Raw genomic sequence first — 12,529 nt, 5'->3', positions numbered from 1 at the left:
ACTTCTAAAGCCGTCCGCGGAAGCGGGGGTCTTGTGGGGGATTGAAAAAGGAAGGTTTCGGACGCTTCACTTCGATTATTGAATAGTACGATCAAACAGGTATCAAGTTAGATTTTCGAAACGACGATCTTCTGGTTGTCGATTTCAATGATCTTAATCGCCTGCCGTTCTTCGATGAACTCTCCCAAAGACCGAACTTCCAGTTCTTCGTCATTGAAAGAGGCTTTACCGATTGGTTTCAGAGAAGAAATAGTGAGCCCTTCGTCTCCGACATGAAGTTCAAAGGTTTTTTCATCATTGACTGTCCCTTTCATCGTTCCTTTCGAAGCAAATCTTTCCCAGGCTTTGTACTTGAAGGCGTAGACCATGATACCTACACCAATGATAAAGGATAAGCCGAGTGTGGTAAAACCAGCACTATTCCCATAATAATCAAAGCTGAGATAGATGCCGTAACCAGCAAAAATGAATCCCGCAATTCCCACGAAAGTGGTCCCTGGTACGAAGATCACTTCAACGATGATCAATATCAGGCCGAAAAGGATAAACCCTAAGACAGTTACAAGTTCCATATCAACATTGTCAATTAAAAAAAGCAAGATACAATTTCGAAGGCATTTTTAGCTGCTCTATGATGTAACGGATAAATCGGGGCTTTTGATTTGATTCTGAGAATCGCAAACTGATTCCTCGAATTACTGTTATGATCCCCCTACAATAATACATTACCGTCATTCCCGCGTAGGCGGGAATCTCAATCATAGAAGTACTAAATGAGCTTGAGATTCCTGCATGCGCAGGAATGACGATTAAATTTTATGACTGCAATATTATGTTACGTTTGATTAATAAGCCTTAGCAAACAATACCTTTCCTTTCGAAGGTTTCCCGGTCACCATGCAAGTGCCAGGAGTCATTTCACGATCCAAAGGAATACAGCGAATGGTCGCCTTGGTTTCCTCCTTTACTTTTTCTTCCGTTTCTGCTGTACCATCCCAATGAGCGTAGATGAATCCACCCTCTTTTTCCAAAACCTCTTTGAATTCCTCATAAGTATCTACTTCATGCGTGTTTTCTTGTTGGAAGGTAAGTGCTTTTTGATAGACATTCTCCTGCATTTCTGTTAGCAAGTTTTGAATGTGGCTGATACAATCATCTAAAGCGATGGTTTGCTTTTCTTTGGTGTCTCTTCGGGCAATTTCTACCGTTCCGTTTTCCAGGTCCCGATTACCCATGGCAATTCTAACAGGTACACCTTTCAATTCATATTCAGCGAATTTCCAACCTGGCTTGTGCGTGTCCCGATCATCGAATTTTACGGAAACACCCAGTGACTTTAGTTCTTTCGCCAATGGATCGACGACATTTCTGATGTTCTGAAGCTGCTCTTCACCTTTATAGATAGGAACGATCACTACTTGAATGGGAGCCAGATTCGGAGGCAATACCAATCCCTCGTCATCTGAATGCGCCATGATCAATGCACCCATTAGTCGGGTACTCACACCCCATGAGCTTCCCCATACATATTCCTCTTTCCCTTCTTTGGTAGCGAACTTCACATCAAAAGCTTTTGCAAAATTTTGACCCAGGAAGTGGCTCGTTCCAGCCTGAAGGGCTTTGCCATCCTGCATCATGGCCTCAATACAATAAGTATCTTCTGCACCTGCAAAACGCTCACTTTCGGTTTTAACCCCTTTGATGACAGGAACACCCATGAATTTTTCCACGAATTCCGCGTATACGTTCAGCATTTGCACCGTCTCATCCTGAGCTTCCTGTTTTGTGGCATGAGCCGTGTGCCCTTCCTGCCACAAGAATTCCGCAGTTCTCAAAAAAAGGCGTGTTCGCATTTCCCAGCGGACCACATTGGCCCATTGGTTCAACAACAATGGAAGATCTCTGTAGGACTGGATCCAGTTCTTATAAGAATCCCAGATCACCGTTTCCGACGTAGGTCGAACGATCAACTCTTCTTCCAATTTTGCCTCAGGATCTACTTCTACACCCGTTCCTTCTTCATTGGTTTTCAAACGATAGTGGGTGACTACTGCACATTCTTTGGCAAAACCTTCCACATGGTCAGCCTCGCGACTGAGATGGGATTTTGGGATGAACAAAGGGAAATAGGCATTTGAGTGCCCTGTATCCTTGAACATTTGGTCCAGCGTTTGCTGCATTTTCTCCCAAATGGCAAATCCATAGGGTTTGATCACCATACAACCACGTACGGGTGAATTTTCTGCTAACCCTGCTTTTTTGACCAATTCGTTGTACCACAGCGAATAATCTTCCGATCTTGACGGAATTCCTTTGCCCATTTTCAGATTTTTCTTTTTTGGTATAGTAATTGCATAACTCTAATCAAATCGAGCAAGCGGCGCAAATATAAAGCCGATCATGCTTGGGCAGGAACTCGATTTAATGGTTTTAAATGCTTAAAATTGTAGTATCATGAAAGCGACGAAGATTTTTACCCCGTTTTTGTTAGTGATTTTTACACTTATCGTGGGTCTGCAGGGATTGACAGCTCAGGAATACGATGATCTTTACTATACCTCCAAGGATAGAGAGAAAGAAAGCCTGAAACTGGCTGAAAAGAAGCCAGGGTTCAGTGGTGTCAGCGATGCAAACTCCGAATCAAGAACGACGTATCAGTCTTTTCGAAATGATACCTACGACGATAACTATTCGGCAACCCGGGTAAATCCGGAATACATCGCTCGATATCAGGCAGATGCCGAGGCAGACACCATCAATCCGGAATATGGATATGAAGGTGACGAGGTAATCGAATATTATCCTGACGATGTACCCACATCTACGCCCACGGTAATCAATAATTACTACGGTAGCTCTGCCTATCGATTCGATCCACGGTTCAATGACCCATGGGGCTGGAACAATGGCTGGGGTTGGAATACTGGTTTTGGCTGGAATGATCCGTTCTGGGGTTGGAACGATCCCTTCTGGGGTTGGAATGCTGGCTTTGGCTGGAATGTCGGCTGGGGTTGGAACAGAGGCTGGAATGTTGGATTTGGCTGGGGCAATGGATGGAACCGATGGGGTGGAGGCTTCTATGATCCATTCTTCTGTCCTCCAGGATTCGGATATGGCTTTGCTCCTCGTGGCAATGCTTATCTGGCAGGATATTACAACGGATATTACACGGGAGCCTATAACAGGGTAGTGGTAGTCGGTGAGCGACGTGCTGCCGGTAGAAGAAATGTGGTAGTTGGTGCCAGAAATAGCCGAGGTGGGTCTCTTGCCAGCCAAGTGAGAGGTAGCCGTGCCGCAGGAAGCAGAAGCGTGGTGACCAGAGGGAGCAGAGGAAGCGTTGCTTCAAGTGCGAATGGTCGTGCAGCAAGCAATGGTCGTGTAGCCAGAAGTACCAGTGGAACAAGATACAGAAGCAGTGCTACCAGGTCAAGTGGAAGTCGAGCCAGAAGTGCTACGACGGCCCGATCCAGCTCAAGATACTCTCCGAGAAGGGTAGAAGATTACAATTCCGGACGTTCAAGCCGATCTTACGCTTCGTCTAATCGATCAAGAAGCAGCTCTGTGGCAAGGTCCAGAGACGCCAGAAGTGCAGAGGTCAATACTTCAAGAAGTAATCGTAGCTCAAGCACGGTAAGAAGAACGCAGCCTTCAAGAAGTGCGGTTTCGTCAGGAAGAAGTTACTCTAGCTCTAGTACGTCCAGATCAAGAAACTACGCGAACACGAACCGTAGATCTGGTAGTCAATCATCCAGAAGCTATAGCACTCGACCAAGCTCTGGTAGCTCTAATCGTTCTTATTCTTCTGGTAGCTCAAGCAGATCGAGCAGATCAAGATCGTATAGCTCAGGTTCTAGCAGCCGTTCTTCTTCTAAGTCTTACAGCTCAGGCTCAAGCAGCAGATCAAGTAGCCGCTCTATTTCTCCAAGCAGAAGTAGCGGAAGTTCAAGATCTTCTTCTTACTCCGGTGGATCAAGAAGTAGTGGCGGGAGCAGAAGTAGTGGAGGAAGCCGCAGCAGTGGTGGCAGCAGAAGTTCAGGAGGAAGAGGCGGAAGAAACTAGTCATTCAGGAAACTAGTAGTCGTACACAAAACTCAAAAAGAAATGTTCAAAAATTTGAAGCTAAATATATTTGGCCTGCTCATGGTATGTCTTGTGAGTACGGCCACGGCCCAGGGTCCCTTTGGTTATTACAATGACGCTTTACTCTTCAGTAGAACGACTTTTGGAGGCACGGCCAGGATTCAGGGCCTCGGGGGAGCACAGGTTTCTCTTGGAGGAGATCAAAGTTCAGCAAGTTCTAATCCTGCGGGATTGGGCTTCTACAATCGAAGCACCTTCGAGTTTACCCCCAGTTTAAATTTTCACAATGCGGATGCTTCTTACCTGGATGATAACACTTCCTCATTTCGCAATAATTTCAATTTTGCACATTTAGGTGTGGTGATCAACTATGGAAGACCTAATACTTCAGAGAACAAGTTTCGAGGAGGATCATTTGCGATTACTTTTAATCGGACCAACAACTTCCAAAATGAAGTAGAATACCAGGGTATCAATCCCAATAACTCCATTGTAGATTCTTTCGTGGAAAATGCAGGAATTTCCGATCCTGGAGGACTGGGAGGATTCGAGTCGGTGGCCTACAATCATTTTCTGATTGATAGAACGGATGGATTTGGCGTCTTTGATAATGGACTGGTGACGCTGGTAGAAGATGATCCTGCTTACGACGGATATACGTCTTTGGTGGGTAGTTTCTATGGCTCCTTGCCACGTCAAACAGAAAGCATCCGAACGCGAGGCGGACAAAACCAGATCAATATTGCCTGGGGAGGTAACTACATGGATAAGCTCTATTTTGGAGCAGGACTGGGCATTGCTACCGTTGATTTTCGAAGAACCAGAACTTATTCAGAGGATGGATTCACCTTTGAGAATGGGGACCCGGATGATATCCTGAACAGTATCACGATTGAGGATCAATTGAATGTGACCGGAGCAGGCGTTAATTTGTCCGTAGGATTGATTGCACGGCCTGTCGACTTTGTGACCCTGGGTGTGAATTATACCTCTCCCACTTACTACGCATTGGAAGAGGAGAATTCGTTTGATTTTACAACACTGTGGAATGAGTTCTATTCCTACCAGTTGCCAGATGATACTATCCAATTAGGATTAATCTCTGAGCAGAGTGACATTTTCACTTCGAATTATAATTTGCGTACCCCTTCGAAATTGAACGTAGGAGCGACGGTTTTCCTCGGCAAGCAAGGTTTCTTATCCGCAGATGTTGAGTTTGTAGATTACTCGAATGCTGAGATCCGAACCAATGATTTTCAGGAAAGAGCCGATAATCAGGAGATCCTTGCTTTGTATGATGCGGTGGTCAATTACCGATTAGGCGCAGAGTTGCGCTTCGATCAAATGCGTGTCCGTGGTGGCTATGGATATCAGGCAGACCCTTTCAAGGACTCTGATTTTGACAGAAGTATTCAGAACATCTCGGTTGGCTTAGGATATCGCAGCTCCGGGTATTTCGTAGACCTGGCGATTGTTAACAGCAGAAGTGACGCGTTGTTTAGCCCTTACTTTACTGCTGAGAACACACCGGTGGCGACTGTAGAACAAAGTACTACTAGTGCATTGGTGACCTTCGGGTTTACTTTCTAAAAGAGATTATAAAATCCTAAAAGGGTTAATTGATACAAGTCCAGGTGTTCGCCTGGACTTTTTTATTTGAGGTTGGTTAAATAAAATATACTCAGAAATAATTACCAGCTTGATAGCTCTGGGATTCTTGATAAGGAAGCTTTGCAGAAAGTGGTTTTAATATTATTGAGATATATTTAATATTAAATTCCATCAATGAACGAAATCATAAAATTAGTCATTGAGGGTGATTGAGGAAGTGCTAATGGCATTGACTATTATTTAAACCACGATAAATTGAATTAATGAAACAAATTTTCTCAATGATTCTTGCTATGATCATAATAGTAGGATTTGCTTGGTTACTTTGGCTTGGAGGGAAGGAACTATTAACTTTTCTACAAACAGCTGACTCGAAGCTTGGAGCCGCGATAGTCACAGCAGCGGCTACTATATTAGTAGGAGTATCTGTGGCCATCTATTCTCAAAATAGAATTAAGACTCGTGAGCTTGAAGAGGCACACAGAGAGTCTAAAATTGAGTTATACAATAAGTTTATTAAAAAGTTAGTAGAGGTAATAGCCGGAAGTAATGAGTTGACTTCAACTATAGTGCCGACCGAACAAAATCTTATTGATTTCATGGTAGAGTATAGAAGAGATCTACTCTTGAGGGCTTCTTCAAATGTTATTAAAGCTCATATTGAATATGAGAAGATAGCAGCTGGATATCCATCAGATGGAAAGAAGCTTTTTCAAAGTGTTGACAAATTAATTCTTGAAATGAGGAAGGATATTGGCTTGAGTAATTTTGGTTTGAATAGTATGGAAACGATACAGATTTTCTTGAAAGACAAGTCAGAAATTAACAAGCTGAAATAGCTTTTTTCTAAGCTACTCAGAGTCATTCTTTGAAGAAACTAAGTTCGAAGTTCACCGAGCAGTAAGCACATTGAGACCTTCGAAAAAGTGCTTCTATCTCAACAACGCAAACGCACTCTTATCCGCTCCGCAAGTAGGGCAGCAATAATCTTTATGTAAGTCCCCGAATAGCGTGCCGGATAAAATATTTGCTTTTGGATCGCCATAAGTTGGATCATAGAGTGTCAGGCAATGGGAACACTGATACACGCGATCGCTGATCTGATCATTGATTTGCTTGACCTTGTGAGACTCAGGTGAACTGTCGTCCAAATTATCGAAATACATCTGACTCAATTCCACAATCAAAGAGGTCAACACACTCTTTGGAACATCAGCCGCATAGGTCCGATATTCGATCTCATTGGCATTGAAATTCTTGCTGTAAAGGATGTTGTAGGTAGTTGTTTCTGGTGAAATCGTATGCTTTTCTATAACGATCGACGTAAATAACGTGATATCATCGGAGGTCTTGATGGTGAAGGTCAATCCGTAGGTGCTGATGTCCTGCTTGTCCAATTCGCGAACCAGATAAAATTTGAGTTCGAGTGCCTCCCGGTCTAAAGCGGGTAAATGCCAGTTGAGCTCCAGGGCAGAATGGCGTAGGTTCATCCCGAATTTCCCCATCAGTTTTTCCCATCCGATCAAGTCTTTGTCCGAGATGCCTTTAATGATGAAGGACTTCCACGGTGTAAGCGAGACTTTTCCGACCTCTGTATCAATGCACCGCTTCATGATGGCCTGTAAAGTAGAAATGCGATATTCATTACTTCTCCAGTACAGACCCAACCAGTTTTTATCGTCCCTTAGTCGGTTCATTCCTTCGTAATATGGAAAATGCGTTTCGGGTAACACCAGGTCTTCCGTTACGGGCTGCGTATTCATCTGGGTCGTTTCCGAAACGTGTCGAAATAGGTCCTGATAATTGTCGACCGACCCATCCAGGTAATGTTTTTCTACCGTTTGTGCCACTTTGACCAGGTCCTCAGTGTACACGAGCAAGGGCATTTGCCAGGGCGTTTCTTCAATGTTCCTGAATCTCAGATAGACATACCAAAAATTCTCCTGATTAGAAGCGACAAAATTGATTTGACCGGTGAACAGTGGAACCAGACTTTGAGAAGAGTCTACCACATTGATCCGTAATTGAGGCCGGTAGTCGAAGCTGTCTAGAACGTAGTGGTAAATGTGAGAAACCAACCATGCTTTCGAAGGCAATATGTCCTGTGAAACATAGGAACTGGAGATGTTCTGGTAATTGAAGGTGTTGATCTCGTATTCGGTTCGAATGGATTGGAAAGTTTGCTCCAGAGATACCTGATCCTGTTCTTTCACCGGCAATAAAATGTCTTGCCGAGATCCGAAATGAATGTATTCGGCACCGAGTTTTTCGGCCACAATCAAAACCTTCAGGAAATCTCCTGGAGAAATGATGCCCCCTTTCACAAAAACCCTGACCAGCTCTTTCACCTCCTTTTTTTTGCCCATAATCTAATAATTTTAAGATAGGTCAGCGACTAAAGTTTGTTCGATGATCCGCTTGACCTCCGACTTGCAGCTGCCACAACCAAGCCCTGCGCCAGTGGTTTCACAGACGGAGTTCAAGTCTTCATTCCCGGCATGGATCGCGTCAGTCAGGTTGCCCACACCCACATTGTTACAGGAGCAAACCAGCTTCCCTTTGGAAGGCGTGGTGGGTTTCCCGGATCGCAGCAGTTTCAATCTTTTTTCGGATAACTCTGTCCCATTGTCGATCATCTCCTTGAATTCTGCGAATTCGGATTTATCACCCATCAGAATGGTCCCGACCAGCTTATCATTGTGAATGATGCATTTCTTATAGTACAGGGCTTCCCGGTCCAGGAAGGTAATTTCATGATAATGCTGGCTATTGGGAGGGATTTCGGCAATGCCCACTGAGCACAAGTCTAGACTTGGAAACTTCAGGATATTCATGGGTTGGGTGCCTTGATAGTAGCTGGAAAGGTCTCCTAATAAAAACTTGGCACAAGTATCTGCTTGTTGTTCTGCAGCGGCGGTAATACCACAAAGTTTCTTGTCATACTCTGCAATTTCTCCTAAAGCAAAGACATCCGGGTCGGAGGTTTGCAGGTATTCATTCACAACCACCCCACGTCCACAATCCAGTCCTGATTCAGTCGCCAATTCAATATTTGGTCGGGTTCCAATGGCATAGACCACCGCATTTACCTCGACATGATTGCCACTTTTCAAACTGACCGTTAACGTTTGGTCCTGCGCTTCCTGAATGTCCATCACTTGATCATTGGTATAGATGCGAATGCCTAATTCTTCCACATATTCTCTCAACATGGCGCTAGCTACCGGATCGAGTTGACGCTCCATCAAGCGGGATCCAAGCTGTACAATCGTCGTGGGGATCTCGATTTCAGCCAAAGCGGCTGCTAATTCCAATCCAAGGAGTCCTCCACCAATCACCAATACATGGCTATCTCGGGATATTGATTTTTTCAGGTCATCCGCATTTTGCCGATCGCGCATGGTAAATACCTGCGGCAATTCAATGTTGGAATTGGGCGGGACAAATGCACGGCTACCAGTGGCTAAAATCAGTACGTCATAATGATGGGTGGTGCCCTCATGGTCAATTACGGTTTTAGCTTCCCGATTGACTCTGGTAATAGGATTACTGGGATAAAGCTGCAAGTCCAATCCATCAATTTCTTCTTCGGTGAATTTGAGCAGGTCATCCCAGGCCTTGGTTTCATTCACATAATCTGGCAGCAACACCCGATTATAATAAGGCCACGCTTCTTTGGAGAAGACATGAATTTCATCTTCACGAATGTGGTCACGATAAGTATTGACAAATCGAAAAGAAGCCGCTCCCGCACCGACGACAATGATCTTTCTTTTAGGAATTTTCAATGGCTTTACCTGTACCGCGGTGAACTTGTAGCCAGGTTGCTTCGACTTGGGATCGTATTGATCGTTGGTCAGATTATTGGCACGTGTCCGGTCATTTTGTAGGGTTTTGCCCCAGTGCATGGGCAGAAAAACCACCCCTTTTTTGATGCGATCGGTCAGTTTCGCTGTGACTTGCACCTCACCGCGAGCGCTTGTGATGATCACTGGGTCTGAATCTTTGATCCCTCGACATTCTGCATCTGAAGGATGGATCTCCAACTGCGGTTTACCGATGTGTTTTCTGAGCTTGGCCACCTTCCCGGTTTTGGTCATGGTGTGCCATTGATCCCGAACCCTGCCAGTGGTCAGGATCAAAGGAAATTCCTCATTAGTTGATTCATGCTGATTACTGGGGCCATTGGTAAGGATGTTGGCTTTTCCGGTTGGCGTGAGGAATTGTCCGTCTTCAAACAATCGGGGAGTCCCTCGATGATCAGCTGTGGGCACAGGCCATTGAATGGATCGGGCGGCTTTCAGTTTATCGTAGGTGAGCCCCGAAATGTCGATCGGTGTGCCTTTCGTGAGGGCTGTATGTTCGTTATAAATGGATTCTGTATTCGGAAAATCAAAGCCATGATAGCCCATTTTCCTTGCAAATCGCATGATGATCTCTGCATCCGGAAGCGCGACCCCTGGTGCATCTACGACTTTGGGCAAGTACGTGATTCGCCGTTCGGAATTAGTCATAGTACCTTCCTTTTCCAGCCAGGAAGCTGCCGGCAAGATCAGGTCAGCATATTGGACCGTATCGCTGTTTTTTGAAATGTCCTGAACCACCACAAAGCTGGCGGTTTTCAAGGCCTCATCTACGAGTCGTGCATTAGGCATACTGACCGAGGGATTGGTGCAAATGATCCAGATCGCTTTCATTTTTCCCGACTTCAGTGACTCAAACATTTCTGTAGCGGTCAGGCCGGGTTTTGGTTGGATTTCATTTACCCCCCAGAAATCAGCGACTTCTTGACGATGCTCAGGATTATTGAGGTTTTTGTGAGCAGCTAAAAGGTTGGCCAGACCTCCCACTTCCCGGCCTCCCATGGCATTGGGCTGTCCAGTGAGAGAAAAAGGTCCATTTCCAGGTTTTCCGATTTTTCCTGTGATCAAGTTCAGGTTGATCAATGCCAGATTCTGATTGACACCTGATGTGCTTTGGTTAAGCCCCATGGCCCATAAGGTGAGAAAGCCTTTGGATTTGCCGATCCATCGCGCGGCCGTAACGATATCGTCGATAGGAACCTTGCAGATGGAAGAGTATTCCTTCAACGTTTTCTTTTTGACCTCTTTGGCGAATGCATCAAAACCATCCGTATGCTCCTCAATGAATTTTTGGTCGATCATGCCCTGCTCAATGAGGAAGCGAGCGATAGCATAAAAAAGGTATTGATCTGTCCCGGGATGAACCTGTAAGTGCAGATCCGCCATGGCCGCACTTTCTGTCACCCTTGGATCTACCACAATGATTTTGGTGTCTGGTCGGGTTTGTTTGTGCGTTTCTATGCGGCGAAACAATATAGGATGGCACCAGGCAGGGTTCGCTCCGGCAATGAACAAGCAATCTGATAACTCAATGTCTTCGTAGCTAATTGGAACTGCATCGTCACCCAGTGTTTCTTTATAGGCCACCACAGCCGAGCTCATGCAAAGTCTACTGTTGGTGTCAATGTTATTCGTTCCAAGAAATCCCTTCACCAATTTGTTGGCGAGGTAGTATTCTTCAGTGAGGCACTGCCCGGAAACATAAAGACCTACACTATCTGGCCCGTGTTGCTGAATGAACGTCTTGAAAACGGCAGCCATTCGATTAAACGCTGCGTCCCAGGGGACTTCCTGCATGGGATGATTGCGACTCCATCGCATTTTTGGATGTGTCAGCCGATCACTTTGGTCCATGACCGTATAATGGAGGTTCATTCCCTTCGAGCAAAGCATGCCCCGGTTCACCGGATGATCTTCGTCCCCCTCAATGTGTAAACGATCATTTCGATCTTTCGAAACAACAATGCCACATCCAACCCCGCAATACGAACAGGTGGTTTTATATGAATTTTTCTTTAGCCGATTTCGTACCTCCACAAATGATTTAATTATTAGATAGATGCTTACCTGAAAACTCCCGGAACTGCATTTTCAATAAGTCATTATTTTCTTTTAATCGGGTGTTCTGTTCTTTAAGATCCAGGTACAATTTCAATTGTTCCCCTGCACTGAGTGCATGGTTTTTCTGATTTTGATCCAGTTCCAGCTTTAGTTTTCTAGCGATTTTTCGAAGGTTATGGATCATTTTATTGGCCTGATCGATCTGTCCTGTGGCAAAGGATTTTTCCTCGTCCAGTATAGAATTCAACTCATCAATTTTTTGATCTTTCACCTTGGATGACTTGAACATGGGTAGAAATACCAGTAGCACCTCGATCACAATCAACAAGAGTGTAATTCCCAGTAATCCATATTCGATTTTAGAGAGGAAACTGATCTTGTTGGAAGCCAATCGATCGTATTCAAACGTGATTTGATTCATTAAATCAAGGAACGGAGCTTCATTTTCGGTGATCTGGTCCAGATTGGATTGAATGGTTGTAAGGGTCGCTGCATCTGTTTGAAGGTCATATTCGCTGTTGATCAGATACATTGCTGCCAATCTAATGGTATCAAAATGAGGTTCGATGGCTGCAAAAAGTCGTCGAAGTTGAACTGATTCATTGAATTGACTAACATCTAGCTCGGCATTTCCGGACTGCAATTTCTCGTGACTACTGGACCATAATTGTAGTGCCTTGGTGAGTTCAGATTTGGCGCTTTCAAACTCTTTGACATCTTGGGCAGAGGACAGTTTGAGGGAAGCTTTGGTGATCTTTTGACTCAGCATTCTTTGCCTTCCGGAAATGTTGATGATCCGGGCGTCCGTTTTACTGTCATTGATCGTTTTTTGCATGAATAGCTGACTCGCCATGATGGCTATCGTCAAAATGGCGAGTACGGTAATGTATTTTGAAGTTAAGGTTCTCATAGCT

8 protein-coding genes are annotated in these 12,529 nt (G+C 44.7%); 3 read left to right on the top strand and 5 right to left on the bottom strand.

Annotated elements, in window-relative coordinates; genetic code table 11:
• Nucleotides 1–107: 107 nt before the first annotated feature.
• Together R8G66_26850 and proS are read right to left on the bottom strand one after the other, a co-directional pair.
• Nucleotides 108–572, bottom strand: a complete 465-nt coding sequence (locus R8G66_26850; protein MDW3196019.1) for an NfeD family protein — start codon at nucleotides 570–572, stop codon at nucleotides 108–110.
• A 273-nt stretch (nucleotides 573–845) separates the two neighbouring features.
• Entirely contained in the window at nucleotides 846–2,321 is a 1,476-nt protein-coding gene (proS, locus tag R8G66_26845) for a proline--tRNA ligase (protein ID MDW3196018.1), read from the bottom strand.
• A 133-nt stretch (nucleotides 2,322–2,454) separates the two neighbouring features.
• Here proS and R8G66_26840 point away from each other — a divergent pair, with 133 nt between their 5' ends.
• The 3 genes from R8G66_26840 to R8G66_26830 all read left to right on the top strand — a co-directional run bounded on the left by R8G66_26840 (nucleotide 2,455) and on the right by R8G66_26830 (nucleotide 6,530).
• Complete coding sequence (locus R8G66_26840) at nucleotides 2,455–4,059, top strand: hypothetical protein (GenBank protein MDW3196017.1); 1,605 nt, start codon at nucleotides 2,455–2,457, stop codon at nucleotides 4,057–4,059.
• Nucleotides 4,060–4,101: 42 nt separating this feature from the next.
• A complete protein-coding gene (locus R8G66_26835; protein ID MDW3196016.1) occupies nucleotides 4,102–5,670 on the top strand; it encodes a hypothetical protein in 1,569 nt (522 codons plus the stop codon).
• 284 nt (nucleotides 5,671–5,954) lie between these two features.
• Nucleotides 5,955–6,530, top strand: a complete 576-nt coding sequence (locus R8G66_26830) for a hypothetical protein (protein MDW3196015.1) — start codon at nucleotides 5,955–5,957, stop codon at nucleotides 6,528–6,530.
• A gap of 93 nt (nucleotides 6,531–6,623) precedes the next feature.
• Here R8G66_26830 and R8G66_26825 read toward each other — a convergent pair whose 3' ends face one another.
• From R8G66_26825 to R8G66_26815, 3 genes are read right to left on the bottom strand one after another with little or no spacing between them, the layout of a single operon-like run.
• Nucleotides 6,624–8,057: a rubredoxin domain-containing protein gene (locus R8G66_26825; GenBank protein ID MDW3196014.1), complete on the bottom strand. Its 1,434-nt coding sequence runs from the start codon at nucleotides 8,055–8,057 to the stop codon at nucleotides 6,624–6,626.
• A 12-nt stretch (nucleotides 8,058–8,069) separates the two neighbouring features.
• Complete coding sequence (locus R8G66_26820) at nucleotides 8,070–11,591, bottom strand: molybdopterin-dependent oxidoreductase (GenBank protein ID MDW3196013.1); 3,522 nt, start codon at nucleotides 11,589–11,591, stop codon at nucleotides 8,070–8,072.
• A 7-nt stretch (nucleotides 11,592–11,598) separates the two neighbouring features.
• Nucleotides 11,599–12,525 carry a type IV pili methyl-accepting chemotaxis transducer N-terminal domain-containing protein gene (locus R8G66_26815; protein ID MDW3196012.1) on the bottom strand — a complete coding sequence of 309 codons (927 nt, stop codon included), beginning with the start codon at nucleotides 12,523–12,525 and terminating at the stop codon, nucleotides 11,599–11,601.
• Nucleotides 12,526–12,529 lie beyond the last annotated feature (4 nt).

This window comes from Cytophagales bacterium (assembly GCA_033344775.1).
Classification (GTDB): domain Bacteria; phylum Bacteroidota; class Bacteroidia; order Cytophagales; family Cyclobacteriaceae; genus JAWPMT01.
Note: the sequence above shows the minus strand (reverse complement) of the source record. Positions and strands in the feature narration are given on the sequence as shown.